General features: G+C 59.3%; 11 protein-coding genes. 3 read left to right on the top strand and 8 right to left on the bottom strand.

Annotation, left to right across the window (positions count from 1 at the left end):
* The first annotated feature begins 92 nt into the window (after window positions 1–92).
* The gene (locus tag AC2FLE_RS15145) at window positions 93–3,245 is read left to right on the top strand and encodes a valine--tRNA ligase (RefSeq protein ID WP_496698043.1); all 3,153 of its coding nucleotides are present in this window, start codon (window positions 93–95) and stop codon (window positions 3,243–3,245) included.
* A 143-nt stretch (window positions 3,246–3,388) separates the two neighbouring features.
* Complete coding sequence (locus AC2FLE_RS15140; protein ID WP_496698041.1) at window positions 3,389–4,552, top strand: benzoate/H(+) symporter BenE family transporter; 1,164 nt, start codon at window positions 3,389–3,391, stop codon at window positions 4,550–4,552.
* 205 nt (window positions 4,553–4,757) lie between these two features.
* Here the strand turns inward: AC2FLE_RS15140 and AC2FLE_RS15135 are convergent, their stop codons facing one another.
* Both AC2FLE_RS15135 and AC2FLE_RS15130 read right to left on the bottom strand, forming a co-directional pair.
* Window positions 4,758–5,540: a crotonase/enoyl-CoA hydratase family protein gene (locus AC2FLE_RS15135; RefSeq protein ID WP_496698039.1), complete on the bottom strand. Its 783-nt coding sequence runs from the start codon at window positions 5,538–5,540 to the stop codon at window positions 4,758–4,760.
* A 66-nt stretch (window positions 5,541–5,606) separates the two neighbouring features.
* Complete coding sequence (locus AC2FLE_RS15130; RefSeq protein WP_496698037.1) at window positions 5,607–6,677, bottom strand: SMP-30/gluconolactonase/LRE family protein; 1,071 nt, start codon at window positions 6,675–6,677, stop codon at window positions 5,607–5,609.
* A 93-nt stretch (window positions 6,678–6,770) separates the two neighbouring features.
* Here AC2FLE_RS15130 and AC2FLE_RS15125 point away from each other — a divergent pair, with 93 nt between their 5' ends.
* Window positions 6,771–7,886: a pyridoxal phosphate-dependent aminotransferase gene (locus AC2FLE_RS15125; protein WP_496698194.1), complete on the top strand. Its 1,116-nt coding sequence runs from the start codon at window positions 6,771–6,773 to the stop codon at window positions 7,884–7,886.
* Between the two features lie 125 nt (window positions 7,887–8,011).
* On the opposite strand, the gene AC2FLE_RS15120 is transcribed toward AC2FLE_RS15125, so the two are convergent.
* The 6 genes from AC2FLE_RS15120 to AC2FLE_RS15095 all read right to left on the bottom strand — a co-directional run bounded on the left by AC2FLE_RS15120 (window position 8,012) and on the right by AC2FLE_RS15095 (window position 16,811).
* On the bottom strand, window positions 8,012–9,202 hold the full coding sequence (locus AC2FLE_RS15120) for a pyridoxal-phosphate-dependent aminotransferase family protein (RefSeq protein WP_496698035.1): 1,191 nt from the start codon (window positions 9,200–9,202) through the stop codon (window positions 8,012–8,014).
* A 50-nt stretch (window positions 9,203–9,252) separates the two neighbouring features.
* The gene (gene eda / locus AC2FLE_RS15115) at window positions 9,253–9,885 is read right to left on the bottom strand and encodes a bifunctional 4-hydroxy-2-oxoglutarate aldolase/2-dehydro-3-deoxy-phosphogluconate aldolase (protein WP_496698033.1); all 633 of its coding nucleotides are present in this window, start codon (window positions 9,883–9,885) and stop codon (window positions 9,253–9,255) included.
* A gap of 5 nt (window positions 9,886–9,890) precedes the next feature.
* Complete coding sequence (gene edd, locus AC2FLE_RS15110; RefSeq protein WP_496698031.1) at window positions 9,891–11,696, bottom strand: phosphogluconate dehydratase; 1,806 nt, start codon at window positions 11,694–11,696, stop codon at window positions 9,891–9,893.
* 2 nt (window positions 11,697–11,698) lie between these two features.
* On the bottom strand, window positions 11,699–13,144 hold the full coding sequence (gene zwf / locus AC2FLE_RS15105; RefSeq protein WP_142638040.1) for a glucose-6-phosphate dehydrogenase: 1,446 nt from the start codon (window positions 13,142–13,144) through the stop codon (window positions 11,699–11,701).
* Window positions 13,145–13,282: 138 nt separating this feature from the next.
* On the bottom strand, window positions 13,283–15,526 hold the full coding sequence (gene ptsP / locus AC2FLE_RS15100; RefSeq protein ID WP_142638037.1) for a phosphoenolpyruvate--protein phosphotransferase: 2,244 nt from the start codon (window positions 15,524–15,526) through the stop codon (window positions 13,283–13,285).
* A 46-nt stretch (window positions 15,527–15,572) separates the two neighbouring features.
* Window positions 15,573–16,811 (bottom strand): aspartate kinase, encoded by a 1,239-nt coding sequence (locus AC2FLE_RS15095; RefSeq protein ID WP_142638035.1) that lies wholly within the window; start codon window positions 16,809–16,811, stop codon window positions 15,573–15,575.
* Window positions 16,812–16,959 lie beyond the last annotated feature (148 nt).

The raw sequence follows: 16,959 nt of genomic DNA, 5'->3' as shown, positions 1-16,959 counted from the left end.
TGTCCATAGCCCCGGCGCTTGGCCCTTTCCCTTTTGCTATCCTTTCGATATTGCAAGCGCTAACCCGAATTTGTTGACGCAGGACGCATCCAATGGCGATGGAAAAGACATTCAACGCGGCCGAGGCCGAGGCCCGCATTTACGAGGCTTGGGAACAGGTCGGAGCCTTCAAGGCGGGCGCGAACAGATCGCGCGATGAAAGCTTTACCATCATGATCCCGCCGCCCAACGTGACGGGGGCGCTGCATGTGGGACACGCGTTCAATAACACGCTGCAGGATATCCTGACCCGCTGGCACCGGATGCGCGGCTTCGACACGCTTTGGCAACCCGGTCAGGACCACGCGGGCATCGCCACGCAGATGCAGGTTGAAAAGATGCTGGCGGCGCAGGGCAACGAAGGGCGGCGTGAACTCGGGCGCGAGAAGTTCCTTGAGAAAGTCTGGGAATGGAAGGGTGAATACGGTGGCACGATCATTGAACAGCTCAAGCGTCTTGGCGCCAGCTGCGATTGGTCGCGCAACGCGTTTACCATGGCAGGTGCACCGGGTGACCCGCGCACAGGGCATGAGAATTCTGCAAATTTCCACGATGCCGTCATCAAGGTCTTCGTAGAAATGTACGAAAAGGGCCTGATCTATCGCGGCAAGCGTCTGGTCAACTGGGACCCGCATTTTGAGACCGCAATCTCGGATCTTGAGGTCGAGAATATCGAAGTCGCGGGCCATATGTGGCACTTCAAGTACCCGCTGGCGGGTGGTGAGACCTATACGTATGTCGAAAAGGATGAGGACGGGAATATCGTGCTTGAGGAACAGCGCGACTATATCTCAATCGCCACGACACGGCCCGAAACAATGCTGGGCGACGGCGCGGTTGCGGTTCATCCGTCAGATGAGCGGTATGCGCCAATCATCGGCAAACTCTGTGAAATTCCCGTTGGACCGAAAGTGCATCGTCGGCAGATTCCGATCATTACTGATGACTATCCCGATCCCGATTTCGGCTCGGGCGCGGTGAAGATCACCGGCGCGCATGATTTCAACGACAACATGGTCGCCAAGCGTGGCGGTATTCCGATGTACCGTCTGATGGACACGCGTGGCGCAATGCGGGCCGATGGCGCGCCTTACGCCGAGGAGGCGGGCAAAGCGCAGGAATACGCACGCGGCAAAGCATTCACCGAGAATGAGATCGACGCGATCAACCTGATCCCTGATCACCTGCGGGGACTGGACCGGTTCGAAGCGCGCGCTAAAGTGGTCGAAGAGATCACCGCCGACGGCCTGGCCGTAATGACCCGCGCCGACAATCCGGTTCTGGGCACAAAGCTGGGTGAGGACGACGACCCGGCTGCACTCGTCCCGCTGGTCGAGAGCAAACCGATCATGCAGCCCTTTGGCGACCGCTCGAAGGTCGTGATCGAACCGATGTTCACCGACCAGTGGTTCGTGGATGCCGAAAAAGTCGTCGGCCCCGCGCTGGACGCGGTCAAGGACGGCACGGTCAAGATCATCCCCGAGTCGGGCGAGAAGACCTATTACCACTGGCTGGAAAACATCGAGCCCTGGTGCATCTCGCGCCAGTTGTGGTGGGGGCATCAGATTCCGGTTTGGTATGGTCTCGACCTGTCGGCCGAAAACTTCAAAGATGACGAAAACGACGGCAACCTTGATCTGGTCGAATTGGGTCGTTTGCTGAACGAAGGTGGTATGTTGCATCGTGGCAATGTCATGGAATGCGCGTCGAGTCTGGAGGCAGTGACTGAAAAATTCCTGGACGATAATGCAAACATTCCCAGCCCGCTAAGCCACGCAACTGTAATCGAAGTTGCCGATAAGCAAGAAGCGATCCATCAATTCGCCGAAAGCCTTGCTCAGTATGCAGTTGAACAAGACCCGACGAAGCTGGTTTATCCGGTTTGGCGTGACCCCGACGTTCTCGACACCTGGTTCTCCTCCGGCCTCTGGCCCATCGGCACGCTGGGCTGGCCCGAGCAGACCGAGGAGCTGGAACGCTACTTCCCCACGGACGTTCTGATCACCGGCTTTGACATCCTGTTCTTCTGGGTCGCCCGGATGATGATGATGCAACTGGCGGTGGTCGATCAGATCCCGTTCCACACCGTCTACCTGCACCAGCTCGTCCGCGACGAGAAGGGCAAGAAGATGTCCAAGACCACCGGCAACGTCATCGACCCGCTGGAGATCGTGGACGAATTCGGCGCCGACGCGCTGCGCTTTACCAATGCCTCGATGGCGGCGATTGGCGGCGTGTTGAAACTGTCTCGCGAACGCATCACCGGCTATCGCAACTTTGGTACAAAACTTTGGAACGCTGTTCGCTTTGCCGAGATGAACGAGGTCTTCACCGACGCCGTACCGCAACTAGACGTCGCCGATCTGAAACCCAAGGCCGCCGTAAACCGTTGGATCATAGGCGAAACTGCCCGCGTACGGGCCGAGGTCGACGCCGCACTGGAAAGCTATCGTTTCAACGATGCGGCCAACGGGCTTTACGCCTTTGTCTGGGGTAAGGTCTGCGACTGGTACGTTGAACTCTCCAAACCGCTGCTGCAGGGTGACGATGCCGAAGCACAGGCCGAGACCCGCGCTACCATGCGCTGGGTTCTGGACCAGTGCATGGTCTTGCTGCACCCGATCATGCCCTTCGTTACCGAGGAACTGTGGGGGCTGACAGGCACGCGCGCCAAGATGGTCGTACACGCCGACTGGCCGACTTACGGCACCGAACTGGTCGACCCAGAGGCGGATCGCGAAATGAACTGGGTGATCTCGGTGATCGAGAACACCCGCTCGGCGCGTTCGCAGATGCGGGTGCCCGCTGGCCTTTATGTACCGATGCTGGTGACAGAGATTGACGCGCATGGCCAAGCTGCGTGGGACCGTAACGAGGCGCTGATCATGCGGCTGGCGCGGATCGACAGCCTGACCAAAGTGGATGCATTTCCCAAGGGAACGATCTCGATTGCCGCGCCGGGTGCGACGTTCGGTTTGCCGCTGGCGGATATCATCGATATCGGCGCCGAAAAGGAACGACTTGAGAAGGCCAAGGGCAAACTTGCCAAGGAACTGGGTGGTTTGCGCGGTCGTCTGAACAATCCGAAATTTGTGGCCTCGGCCCCGGAAGAGGTTGTTGCCGAAGCCAAAGCCAACCTCGCCGCCCGTGAAGAGGAAGAGGTGAAACTGAACGAGGCGCTAGCACGTCTGGCCGAAATCGCCTGATCTTCGCCTGCTCCAAGCCGTTCAAGATACCAGACCCCGCCACGCCCGCGTTGGCGGGGTTTTCGTTCCCCGGCCCGGATTTCGCCCTGTTCACCTCCGCTTACGATTGCTAGCAAGTGCAGGTTGATAACGCTGAGGGCAGAATGACACGCGCATTTCCACCAATGCAGACCATCTCAACCGGATTGGTTGTGGCCATCGTCGGCTTTTTCAGCTCATTCCCCATTGTATTGCAGGGGCTGGATGCGATGGGCGCGTCACCGGAGGAGGCCGCATCGGGCCTGATGACCGCCGCCATCGCCATGGGGCTGGCCGCCATCGTGCTGAGCTTGCGCTACAAGTTGCCGATCAGTGTCGCCTGGTCCACGCCGGGTGTCGCGCTGTTGGCTGTATCCGCTACACCTGTCGAGGGGTTCTCAGGAGCTATCGGTGCGTTCCTGTGCGCTGGCGCTTTGACGGTTGTGGCTGGGTTGTGGAAACCGCTGGGAAGGTTGGCAGCTGCAATCCCGACCACGTTAGCGCAGGCAATGCTTGCCGGGGTTCTGATGCCGCTATGTATCCTCCCGTTCAAAGCGGCCGTCGAGATTCCGTCGCAGGCGCTACCCGTAATCCTGACATGGTTCATCGCGGGGCGGTTCAACCGGCTTTTTGCGGTTCCCGCGGCAGTGATCGCAGCAGCCATTATAGTCATCCTGAACGCCGGGGATACAACGATCATGCCCGAGCGTCTGGTTGCGGCACCGATCTGGGCCATGCCTACATTCTCGCTGGCCTCGGCCATAGGGATCGGAATGCCGCTGTTCATCGTCACTATGGCGACACAGAACATCCCCGGCATCGCGGTGATGCGCAGCTTTGGCTTTGCGCCCGTGCCGGGCAAATTGTTCTCGGCCGTCGGAGGGGCCAGCCTGCTGTCCGCCCCGTTCGGAGCCCCCGCCACCTGCCTTGCCGCCATCACTGCCGCGATGTGTTCAAATCAGGATAGTCATCCCGATCCTGCGCTGCGCTATTGGTCGGCCATCATGGGTGGCGTATTCTATTGCCTGTTTGGTATTTTTGCCGTGGCCATCACCGGATTTGCCGCCCATGCCGATCCGTTGCTGATGGGGACGCTGGCCGGGGTCGCACTGATCGGCGTGCTGGCAAATGCGATCCACGCTGCGCTGGAGGTTGTGGCCGAGCGTGAGGCGGCGATCCTGACTTTTGCTATCACTGCGTCCGGTATCACAGTCTTCGGGCTGGGGGCCGCGGTCTGGGGTTTGCTGGCTGGTGGCATTGCCTATCTGGTGACTAACCGGCTGCGATAGCCGCTTAGCCTTGAGGCCACAGCCAAAGCAAAACCAGCTTAAATTTGGATCATTGGGAACTCTGGTGGAACGCCGGGTCAAGAAAGCACAGACCAAAGTCCAACCCAGAGAATTCGTTTCATGTAACGCTGGAAAAGATGCGCAAAGCCTACACCCCACTGCCTGACACGCAGGTCCGCGATGCGCATCGGGATTCATGTGGTGACTACTTGAACTTCGGCTTACGACCCTGCATCTGCGCCATGACAACCTCCATCTGATCGGGTTTGCCGATCAGCTCCACCTGTTCGGCAGATTCGGCCAGCAGAACGTCGGCTCGCGAACGGGTTTCGGCCACGTCGATCAGGCGCTTGGCGGCACGGATGGCTGAAGGGCTTTGGCCTGCGATGTCTTCAGCCAGAGCCAGCGCCTCGGTCAAAGGATCGTCCGAGAGTTTCGTGACCAGCCCCCAATCAGCCGCCTGCGGCGCGCCTATTGGACGTGCAGTATACGTCAGCAAGCGCAGCACGTCCGAGCGCACAAGCTCGGGCAGCAGAACCATGCCGCCCATGTCGGGAATGATACCCCATTTCATCTCCATCACCGCCAATTTCGCCTCGGGGTGGGCAATGCGGATATCCGCGCCCAGTGCGATTTGCAGTCCGCCACCATAGGCCACACCCTGAATGGCACAGATGACTGGAACGGGAACACGGCGCCAGATCAAGGCAAGCTCCTGCATTTCGTTGGCGTCGTCATGGCTGCGGTTCATCAGCCATTCGGTTGGGTCCTTGTGGGCCATGCTGGCGAAACTGGCCATGTCGAGACCGGCGCAGAAGCTTTTACCCTCACCCGACAGCACCACGGCGCGGGCGTCGGAGACCGCCACCTCTTGCCCGGCAGACAGGATCGCCTTGATCATGGCTTCGTCCAGCGCGTTCATCTTGTCGCCACGGGTTAGCGTGACATGGGCGATATGGTCTTTGTATTCGATGGAAACGCGAGACATCGGTCCCTCCGGAAATCAGTGTTGCGTCAACCATGCCAGCAAGATGAGGACAGTGCCACCACGACGTCAGGGCAAATCAGCGACGGGCATCCGGCCATACCACGGCGAATCCAGCGTCATGACATAGAACAGGTCACCAACGACCTGACCCGCCGTGGTGATGCCCAGCCGCCCGCCGGGGTCCTGCAAGGTTTGCAGGATTGTGCCATCCCCGTCGAATTGGACGATCATGCCGCGATGAATCGGCGCCGGTCGCACCAAGGGACCCAGCCGCCAGATCACCTTGCGCAAAAACGGATAGGGCATCAAAGCTTCACTCGGCACCCGTGGGCTGGCGAAGGCCATCCAATAAGTGCCGTCGCCCTGCGCCGTGAGGTTATCGGGGTATCCCGGCAGGTTTTCCATCAACACCTCGCGCTGCCCAGCACTCGGCCCAGTTAGCCAGAGCTTGTGCACCCGCGCACGACCAGTTTCGGCGATCAGCAGAAAATCCGTCTGCGGGGAAAGCGCTACACCATTGGTATAGACAAAGCCCTCGGCCACCTTTTTTGTTGTGCCATCAGGGGAATAGCGGGCCACGTATCCCGTATCCGACTGCTCCCAGATGGTCAGGACCGAGGTGGCTTTGGTACCGCCCATGGTTTCGGGATCGAACCGATCAGACGAGTTCGAGAAATAGACCGTACCGTCCGGAGCCACGTCCAACTGATTGGCATAGACCACCGGAGACCCGCCAATCTCGGACACAAGGGATACCAGCGTGCCGGGCCCGGTCCAGCGCATCAGCCCCCGGTAGCTATCTGCGATATATAGCGCGCCGTCCGGCCCAGCTTGCAGACCCAAAGGGCGCCCACCCAGGTCGTCGATCTTGACCGGGCTGTCGCCGTCGATCCGATAAAGCGCGCCGGACATGGATGTCGTGTAGATCGTGCCATCCGGCATGATCGCGATGTCTTCCGGGCCTTCCTCGCCATCCGGCAAAGAGACTAGTTCGAGGCTGTCCAAAGCGTTGTTCTCGGCAAACACGCCGGTAAAGCCCGGAGCTTCGGGCGGCTCCCAGGCCACTGGGTCCACGCCAACAGGCCAAAATATCAAATAGGCAAGCCCCACTAAAGCCAAACCAATCGCGATGCGCATGGACACTCCTTTGTTTTTGTTGATGCCAGACTGTGGGCACTGTGCAGGCAAAGCAAGGTTGCCTGTCGGATGACCTTGCGTTTATCTGTCTGCATGACCAATCCACGCTATACCCCGCTTGCCCAATCTCTTCCTGCTTCTGTGCCTTTTGTCGGCCCTGAAACACAGGAACGACAGCGCGGTGCACCATTTGTGGCCCGGCTGGGTGCGAATGAGAATGTCTTTGGCCCTTCGCCACGCGCTATCGAGGCCATGCGGGGGGCAACTGGCGATATCTGGATGTATGGCGATCCAGAAAACCACAACCTGCGCCACGCCCTGGCTGAATACCACGCCGTCTCACCCGAAAATATCGTGGTTGGCGAAGGCATTGATGGGTTGCTGGGCTATCTGGTGCGCTTGCTGGTTGGGCAAGGAGATACGGTTGTGACCTCGGACGGGGCCTATCCGACCTTCAACTATCACGTCGCCGGGTTTGGCGGGGTGATACACACGGTTCCCTATCGCGACGATCACGAAGACCCTCAGGCACTCTTTACCAAGGCCGCTGAGGTCAAGGCTAAGCTGGTCTATCTGGCCAATCCTGACAACCCTATGGGCAGCTGGCATTCGGGCACTGATATCGTGGCTGTATTGGATGCGCTGCCCGATGGCTGTTTGCTGGTTCTGGACGAGGCATATGTGGAATGCGCCCCCGACGGGACTGCAGCGCCGGTTGCCGCAGATGACCCGCGTGTGATCCGGATGCGCACGTTTTCCAAAGTGTACGGAATGGCCGGCGCGCGTGTCGGCTATGCCATTGGGGCGCCAGGCCTGATCTCGGCGTTCAACAAGGTGCGCAACCATTTCGGTATGAACAAGGCTGCACAAGCAGGCGCGTTGGCTGCGCTGCAGGATGAAGTTTGGCTGTTACAAATCCGTGCCCGCATCTCAGATGCGCGCGAGCGGATCAACGCGATTGCGTTGGAGAACGGGCTGCACCCTTTACCCTCAGCCACCAATTTCGTGGCCATCGATTGCGGTCAGGATGGGGTGTTTGCCAAGGCTGTTCTGGAATCGCTGGTGGCGCAGGGGGTTTTCGTTCGGATGCCCTTTGCCGCGCCTCAGAACAGGTGCATTCGAGTGAGCTGCGGCGATGCCTCCAATCTAGGGGCTTTTGCCGCCTCTTTGCCAAAAGCGCTTGCTGACGCCCGGGCGCTGAACGTCTGAAGCTCTCGCTTATGGCCATCGGGACGGGGGGCTGTCTGCCCCCATCGCGCCGTTTGCGCGATTCCCCCCGAAAGTATTTTGAGTCAGATGAAGATACAGATTAGCACTGAGATCGGGAGCTGGTCTCAGGTCACAAGCGCGGTGGCGGCGGCTTCTAACGCACCCGTGCCGCGCGGAATTTCAAGGGCGGCCATGGCAGTTTCCACGCCGCCAAGCATCGCCATGACCATCTGTGCATTGATGTGACCCATATGGCCCAGGCGAAAACAGCCGTCCCAATCTTCCATCCCGAGGCCTATTCCCAAAGTCAGGCCCAGCGATTGTTCGGTATAGGACCGCAATGGGGTTCCGAGCCCTCCACTCAGGCGCAGCGCGGTGACCGCATGACTTCGGTCTGCGCGGTCAGCTACGTTCAACGACAGTGCACCGCCCTGTGCCCAGATTTCGCAGGCGGTCCAAATTGCCTGAGCGAGGCGTTGATGGCGCGCCCAGACATTTTCGATCCCTTCCGCGTGGATCAGGTCGAGCGCGGCCCGCAGCCCATAGAGATGATGGGTCGGTGCGGTACCATCGAAGTATTGGTAGAATAGCTCGGGATTGGCTCGTGGTTGCCAGTCCCAATACCGGGAAACACGCGGCATTGCTGCCCGTTTTGCCTGCGCCTTGTCGTTGAAGAATACAAACCCCATGCCCGGTGGGGTCATCAGCCCTTTTTGACAGGCGGTAACAGTCACGTCGACACCCCAGGCATCCATCTCGAATTGCTCACATCCCAGCGAGGCGATGCAGTCCGCCATCACCAGCGCCGGGTGACCCAGATCATCCAGCAACGCGCGCAGCGCCGGGAGGTTGTTGCGAATTGAGCTCGAGGTATCCACGTGAACTGCAAGTATAGCCTTGATATCATGCGATGAATCAGCACGTAGCACCTCGGCAATGCGATTGAAATCCCAGACCGAGCTGGTTCCGAAATCAATCACATCCACCTTGGCGCCGATCCCTTCGGCCATTTCGGCCCATCCATGGGTAAACCGCCCCGATGCGGGGGCAAGCACTGTCTCACCTGGCGCGATGGTGTTCGACAGTGCCGCCTCCCACGTGCCATGGCCGTTGGCAATGTAGATGGCCACGTTATGGACCGTGCGGGCAACGCGACGCAGATCGCGGATCAGATCGGGCATCATCTCGATCAATTCGCCGTCGTAGATATTAGGTGACGGTCGGTGCATCGCCTGCAGCACAGCGTCAGGCATGACCGAGGGGCCTGGAATGGCCAGATACTCGCGCCCACGCGCGAGGGAGATTGGATGTGTCATGGGATCAACCTGTTTGAATTGGCCCTACCCTAACGTGGCCAATTTCGGCGTCAATCCATCAGCTTGGCGGCATCCCGGGCAAGCGTTTCGATCCCGGACCAGTTGCCTTCTGCGACCATCTGTTTGGGCGCAACCCAGCTGCCGCCTGCACAGATCACGTTGGACAGAGACAGGTAATCTCGGGCATTTGAAGGCGATACACCGCCCGTTGGGCAGAAGGTGATTTGCGGCAAGGGCGCGCCGATAGCCTTGAGCGCAGGCGCCCCGCCCGAGGCCTCGGCCGGGAAGAATTTCAGCATGTCATAGCCTTTTTCCAGCAGGGCCATCGCCTCGGTGGCGGTTGCGGCGCCGGGCAGCAGAGGCAGGTCTTGGGCTTCGCATACGGCGATCAGGGCGTCAGTGGCACCGGGCGAGACGCCAAACTGCGCGCCAGCCTCTTTCGCGGCGCGCACGTCATCAGGCGTGATCAATGTACCCGCCCCGACGACGCCACCGGGAACCTGCGCCATCGCCCGGATCGCATCGAGCGCTGCCGGGGTGCGCAAGGTGACTTCGAGCGCAGGAAGACCGCCCGCGACCAGAGCTTCGGCCAGAGGTCGTGCGCTGGTGGCGTCGTCAATTACAAGAACCGGGACAATCGGGGCAAGGGCACAGATTTCACGGGTGCGTTGTGTCTTGGACATAGGTCTTACACTCCGAAGATGCTGGCGCCGGTATCCGCGGTGCCGACAGCGTTGCGAAACGCGCCGAACAGATCGCGCCCGACACCATGTTGGTTGGCAGAAAGGTCAGCCGTGGCCGGAGTGCGGTCAAGCACACCTGGGGTGAGGATTTCGAGCGCGCCGTTTACGGCATCCACGCGCAGAATGTCGCCATCCTGCAAATAGGCGATCGCACCGCCATCCAGAGCCTCGGGGCAAATATGAATGGCAGCGGGAACCTTGCCGGAGGCGCCGGACATACGGCCATCGGTCACCAGCGCCACCTTTTGCCCCCGGCCCTGAAGGATCGACAGCATCGGCGTCAATGAATGCAATTCGGGCATGCCATTCGCCTTGGGTCCCTGAAATCGCACAACGACGATGACGTCATCCGTGAACTCTCCGGCTTTGAACGCCGCCTTGACCGCATCCTGAGTTTGGAACACCCGTACCGGGGCCTCGACCACCTGATGCTCGGGGGCAACCGCCGAAACCTTCATCACTCCGGTACCCAGATTGCCGCTGAGCCGCGAGAGACCTCCTGTAGGTTGGAACGGGTCTTTGGCGGGGCGCAATATCTTGTCATTCAGGCTTTGGCCTGCGCCGTCCTCCCAGGTCAGGTCGCCGTCTTTCAGCTTGGGTTCTTTGGTATAATTGTGCAGCCCCTGCCCCGCGACGGTCAGCGTGTCGGGGTGCAGCAACCCGTCTTCGAGTAGCGTGCCAATGCAATAGCCCAGCCCGCCCGCGGCGTGGAAATGGTTCACATCGGCCAGTCCGTTGGGATAGACTCGCGCGACCAAAGGCACCACGGCGGAGATTTCGGAAAAATCCTGCCAATCCAGCACGATACCGCCCGCGCGCGCCATCGCGATCAGGTGGATCAGCAGGTTTGTCGACCCGCCCGTGGCCATCAGACCGACGATGCCGTTCACAAAGGCACGTTCGTCAAGTATCTGGCAGACCGGCGCATAGTTGTTGCCCAGCGCACTGAGCGACAGAGCACGGCGCGCACCTTCTTCTGTCAGCGCATCGCGCAGCGGTGTGTTTGGATTGACAAAGCTGGATCCCGGAAGGTGCAGGCCCATGAACTCCATCAGCATCTGGTTGGTATTGGCGGTGCCATAAAAGGTGCAGGTGCCGGGGCCATGATAGGCGGCCATCTCGGCGGCCATGAGCTCGGCGCGGTTGATCTCTCCGGCGGCGAATTTCTGACGGATCTTGGCCTTTTCGTCATTTGGCAAACCGCTGGTCATCGGGCCTGCGGGCAGAAATACAGCTGGCAGATGGCCGAACGCCTGCGCGCCGATCACAAGGCCGGGCACGATCTTGTCGCAGACCCCCAAAAACACGGCAGCGTCATAAGTGTTGTGGCTCAGCGCCACGCCTGTAGCCAATGCGATCACATCGCGCGAGAACAGCGACAGTTCCATCCCCGCCTCGCCCTGCGTGACGCCGTCACACATTGCCGGTACGCCACCTGCCACTTGCGCGGTTCCACCTGCGGTGCGGATCGCATCGCGGATCAGGCCGGGATAGCGCTCGAACGGCTGATGGGCTGACAGCATGTCGTTATAGGCGGTGACGATGCCCAGATTGCCCGCCGTACCAGTGGCCATCGATTGTTGGTCATCGCCTGCGCCGGCATAGGCGTGGGCCTGACCGCTGCAGGACAGATGCGCCCGCGCCGGGCCTTTGGACCGGGCCTGTTCCATCCGCTCAAGATGCGGGCCACGCAAATCGGCGCTGCGCGCTATAATCCGTTGCGTGACGTCGGTGATAACTGAATTAACCATGTCTAACCTCCGATCTGACGCCAGCGGCGCCCGTCGCGATGCATCAGCATCAGAGCTTCTTCAGGCCCGGAACTGCCTTGATCATATTTCGATGGCCGGTCGCCCCGGTTTTCCCAACCCTGAATAATAGGGTCAACCCAAGCCCAGGCGGCTTCGGCCTCGTCGCCACGCATGAACAGGGTCTGGTCGCCGCGGATCACATCCATCACCAGCCGTTCATAAGCGTCCTGAGCCCGCGCATCTGCGCCCAGCGCCTCGGCAAAACTCATATCCAGCGACACATCCGACAGCCGGAATCCGCCCGGACCGGGATCTTTGATGGTGGTGCGCAGGGTGATCCCTTCGTCCGGTTGCAGACGGATCACCAGCACATTTCCATGCAATGGCCCTACATTGGGGAAGATAGTGTGTGGAGGATCCTTGAAGTAGACGGCGATTTCCGACTCGCGAGCACGCAAACGTTTTCCGGTGCGCAGATAAAAAGGCACCCCAGCCCAACGCCAGTTACCCAAATGAACCTTTAGCGCAATATAGCTTTCTGTCCGGCTTGCAGGGTTGCCGACATGGTCCAGATACCCGTCACCGCCCTCGCCCGTGCGGTATTGACCGCGGGCGATATCCGCAGGCATCACCGGCTCAAGCGCCTCGATCACTTTGACCTTTTCATCGCGAACCGCGTTGGGAGAGAACTTGGACGGCGGCTCCATCGCTGTCAGGCACAGCAGCTGTACCAAGTGGTTCTGGATCATATCCCGCATTGCACCCGACTGATCGTAATAGGCCCCGCGCCCCTCGACGCCGACGGTTTCAGCCACGGTGATCTGGACGTGGTCGACATGTGTTGCGTTCCACAACGGCTCGAACAGGGAATTGGCAAAGCGCAGGGCCATCAGGTTCTGCACGGTCTCTTTGCCCAAATAGTGGTCGATCCTATAGATCTGATGTTCTTCGAAACAGGCGCGCAGCCCTTCGTTCAGCGCTTTGGCCGAGGCCAAATCATGACCAAACGGCTTTTCCACAACGATACGACTGTCAGGCGTTGCAAGATCGTGATCGTTCAGCCGTTTCGCAATGCCCGAGAACAAGCTTGGGCCGACAGAAAGGTAAAACGCTCGCACAACGTCTGGGCGCAATGACTTGGCCAGATTGTCCCAGCCCGCATCACCCAAGGCATCAACCTGTACATATTCCACGCGTGACAGAAAGCGGTCCAGAACGTCTTTTTTGAATTCCGGCGCGAACTCTTTCATCGAGGCGCGTATCTGATCCCGAAACGCGTCGCTATCAATGGCGGATCGGGCAGACCCGATAATCCGGGCTTCGTCTGGCATCTGGCCGACTTCGAAACGATGACACAAACCCGGCAGGATTTTTCGCTGCGCCAGATCACCGGTCGCGCCAAACAGCACCAGATCGAACGGGTTAACGGGAATTACGCGTGAAACCATCGTCGGGCTCCTTCAATCCTCTGCTGAACCACAATAGCACTTAAAGCTAACAGCGCCGGTGAATAGAAAATGTTATCGCTAACATTCACTATTTCCTTAGGCAAAGCGAGAAAAGAAAGCAAGGGTGGATTTGACGCACTACCCCTGGCTGCGCAACCATTCCATCACCGCCGGTCGCACGGATTGCTCTCCGCGATGACGAGCGTCCGATATGATCTTGCGCACTGCTTGCAGATCTGCCCGCAACAATACGCTTTTGACCGGCCCAATCGACGCCGGGCGCATCGACAACGTCCGGATTCCCATCGCGGCCAGACACAGCGCCTCGACCGGGCGTCCTGCGTCTTCACCGCAGAAGCTGAGCGGCGTATCCGAGATGTTGCAGCGTTCTACGATCCGTTCGATAAAAGTCAGGAAACTGACATTCAGCGAGTCATAGCGGCGGCGGACCAACTCGTTTTCACGGTCGGCAGCAAAGAAGAACTGTTTCAGATCATTGCCACCAATCGAAATGAAATCGACTTCGTCAAAAAACTTCTGCGGTGCAAAAGCGAGTGAGGGTGTTTCCAACATCGCTCCGACTTCAATACTTTCAGGCAGGGCATGGCCCAGACGTTTCTCGCGGTCGATGGTCTTATTCACTTCCCATCGCGCTTCGTAATACTCTTCCGCTTGTGCCACGAATGGGAACATGACCGTCAACGGACGACCATTGGCGGCCCGGATCAGAGCCTGCAGCTGCATCCGCATCACGCCGCGTTTATCCAGGCCAACCCGAATTGCGCGCCAGCCTAAGGCCGGGTTCGGCTCCTCGATATGTTTCATGTAGGGCAGAACTTTGTCGGACCCGATATCCAGCGTGCGAAATACCACGCGCTTTTTATCGGCCGCATCCAGAACCCGCTGATATTGCGTCACAAGCTCGGAACGCTTGGGCATCTTATTGCGGATCAGGAACTGGAGCTCGGTACGAAACAGGCCCACGCCTTCGGCACCGGAATTGTTCAGCGAAGGCAGGTCCGCCATCAGACCCGCGTTCATCACCAGATTGATCCGCTCTCCATCCCGCGTCACCGTTGGCGTTTCGCGGATCGAGGCATAGCGTTCCTGCGCCTTGGCCTGCATCGCGACCTTATCACGGAACGCGCTAACCACGGTATCTTCTGGTCTGAGCTGCACAGTGCCCTGATCGCCATCAACCAGGATATGGTCTCCGTTCAGGGCCTCGGTCGTAATGCGCCCAACATGGACCACCAGTGGTATGGCCAAAGCACGGGCAACAATGGTGGCATGGCTTCCGACCGAGCCCTCTTCGAGCACGATGCCTTTCAAGGACCGGCCATATTCCAGCAGGTCACCTGGACCGATATTCCGGGCAACCAGGATTGGGTCCGGTGGCAGGTCGGCACTGTTTGTCTGCCCTTGCCCGGTCAAAATGCGCAGCAGACGGTTGCTGAGATCGTCCAAATCCGCCAATCGCTCGCGCAGATAGGGGTCGGAGACTTGGCTCATGCGCGCGCGCGCCTGGGATTGTTCCTTTTCCACCGCAGCTTCGGCGCTAAGCCCGAGTGCAATGTCCTCTTCCATCCGGCGCATCCAACCTTTGGAGTTGGCGAACATGCGATAGGCTTCCAGAACCTGTAGCTGTTCCTTGTCGCCGTTCTTGGATATCTCGAGCATCTTGTCGACACCGACGCGCAATTCTTCGACCGCCTCGGTCAGACGCTCCTGTTCGCGGTGCGGGTCATCGGCAATCGGGTTGGTAACAACAACGCGCGGTTCGTGCAGCCAGACATGGCCTTCGGCCGAGCCCTCTTGTGCTGGGCCGCCTGTAAACTGAACCGGTTGCTGGTGGCGTGGCGACAGGGCCGCGCCCTCGCCAACGAATGCTCCCAGTTCAGCCATTTCGGCCAGAACCATTGCAACCACTTCCAGCGCATAAACTTCATCCGCAGAATATTCGCGCGCGTTGCGGGACTGAACAACCAGAACGCCAAGCTTTTCACCCAGCCGCTGAATCGGCACACCCAGAAAAGACGAGAAACGCTCCTCGCCCGTTTCCGGCATATAGCGAAAGCCCTTGGCTGACGGCGCATCGGGCGTATTCACGATTTTGCCGGATTTCGCGACGCGCCCCACCAGTCCTTCGCCCATGCGCATACGGGTCTTATGAACGGCCTCGGGCGACAGGCCTTCGGTCGCACAAAGTTCCAGGGTTTCTTCGTCGCGGAACAGATAGATCGAGCAGACCTCGGCCCGGATACTGTCTGCGATCAGGTGAGTGATCCGGTCAAGACGTTCCTGACCGGCAGCTTCGCTCGCCATCTCTTCACGCAGCCGCCCCAGCAGCTTACGGGATTCTGTTTCAGTGCCGTCTGCCATAGCCCAACCAGTCTAAGGTTTCAGGCGTGACCCTTGGCTGAATTGCTCAGGCCGCCTTGTCCAATTCAAAGGCATCATGCAGTGCCTGAACCGCAAGTTCCATGTATTTCCTGTCCACCAAGACGGAAATTTTTATCTCAGAGGTTGTAATGACCTTGATGTTGATACCCTCATCCGAGAGTATCTTGAACATTTTGGCCGCAACACCCGATTGCGAACGCATTCCAATCCCGACCACAGAAACCTTGCAGACATCATTATCTGCGACCAGGTCGGCATAGTTCAGCTCTCCCCGGTCTTTCACAGCCAACAGCGCCTTTTCGGCGCGCGTCACCTGATCCGTGGGGCAGGAAAAGGTCATATCCGTGCGCCCTTCGTCCGAGATGTTCTGAACGATCATATCCACATTCACACCCGCGTCGCTAAGCGCCGTGAAGATGATCGAGGCGATACCGGGGCGGTCCGCCACGGAAACGACGGTCATCTTGGCCTCGTCACGAGAATAGGCCACACCGGCCACAACATTGGATTCCATGATATCCTCCTCGTCGCAGACCAGCGTACCGGCCTCGTCGGATTGTTCTTCAAAACTTGAGAGAACGCGCAATTTCACTTTATATCGCATCGCCAGCTCAACCGAGCGGGTTTGCAGCACCTTAGCCCCAAGCGAGGCCAGTTCCAGCATTTCTTCGAACGAGATTCGATCCAGCTTACGCGCTTTTTGGCAGATGCGCGGGTCGGTCGTGTAAACGCCGTCTACATCGGTATAGATGTCGCAGCGCTCGGCCCCGAATGCGGCAGCAAAGGCCACCGCAGTGGTATCCGACCCGCCACGGCCAAGTGTCGTGATACGGCCTTCAGGGCTGAGACCCTGGAAACCCGCGACAACGGCCACTTTCATACCCTCGCCGAATTTCTGGTTCAGGTTGTCGGTCGGGATATCCTCGATCCGCGCCTGGCTGTGGGCGCTGGTGGTCAGCAGCGGCACCTGCCAGCCCTGCCAACTGCGGGCTGGTACGTCCATCTCTTGCAATGTCAGCGCCATAAGGCCGGCGGTGACGTTTTCCCCCGAAGACACCACGGCGTCATATTCGCGCGCATCAAACAGTGGCGAGGTTTCGTTGACCCAGCCCACCAGCTCGTTGGTCTTGCCCGACATGGCCGAGACGATGACGATCACGTCATAACCCTTGGCCACCTCAACGCCTATGCGCTTTGCAGCGCGGCGGATACGGTCCAGATTTGCGACGGATGTGCCGCCGAATTTCATCACGAGTACGGGCATGGGGGCTGATGTCTCCGCGCCTTGGAATTCAGATCCCGTGCGTCTTATGCGAGGGGGGCCGCAAGAGCAAGAGTGCAATACCGCATCAGTCGGGGCCTAGCATCGCTTTACAACCGCGTATGACGGTGTAAGCCTGACGCATCAAATT

This window comes from Ruegeria sp. CDSA077, assembly GCF_059612265.1.
Note: the sequence above shows the minus strand (reverse complement) of the source record. Positions and strands in the feature narration are given on the sequence as shown.

Bases quoted from the DNA above. Each gene is read 5' to 3' on its own strand.
- AC2FLE_RS15145 (WP_496698043.1), top strand. From the start codon at position 93: ATGGCGATGGAAAAGACATTCAACGCGGCCGAGGCCGAGGCCCGCATT.
- AC2FLE_RS15140 (WP_496698041.1), top strand. From the start codon at position 3,389: ATGACACGCGCATTTCCACCAATGCAGACCATCTCAACCGGATTGGTT.
- AC2FLE_RS15135 (WP_496698039.1), bottom strand. From the start codon at position 5,540: ATGTCTCGCGTTTCCATCGAATACAAAGACCATATCGCCCATGTCACG.
- AC2FLE_RS15130 (WP_496698037.1), bottom strand. From the start codon at position 6,677: ATGCGCATCGCGATTGGTTTGGCTTTAGTGGGGCTTGCCTATTTGATA.
- AC2FLE_RS15125 (WP_496698194.1), top strand. From the start codon at position 6,771: ATGACCAATCCACGCTATACCCCGCTTGCCCAATCTCTTCCTGCTTCT.
- AC2FLE_RS15120 (WP_496698035.1), bottom strand. From the start codon at position 9,202: ATGACACATCCAATCTCCCTCGCGCGTGGGCGCGAGTATCTGGCCATT.
- eda (WP_496698033.1), bottom strand. From the start codon at position 9,885: ATGTCCAAGACACAACGCACCCGTGAAATCTGTGCCCTTGCCCCGATT.
- edd (WP_496698031.1), bottom strand. From the start codon at position 11,696: ATGGTTAATTCAGTTATCACCGACGTCACGCAACGGATTATAGCGCGC.
- zwf (WP_142638040.1), bottom strand. From the start codon at position 13,144: ATGGTTTCACGCGTAATTCCCGTTAACCCGTTCGATCTGGTGCTGTTT.
- ptsP (WP_142638037.1), bottom strand. From the start codon at position 15,526: ATGGCAGACGGCACTGAAACAGAATCCCGTAAGCTGCTGGGGCGGCTG.
- AC2FLE_RS15095 (WP_142638035.1), bottom strand. From the start codon at position 16,811: ATGCCCGTACTCGTGATGAAATTCGGCGGCACATCCGTCGCAAATCTG.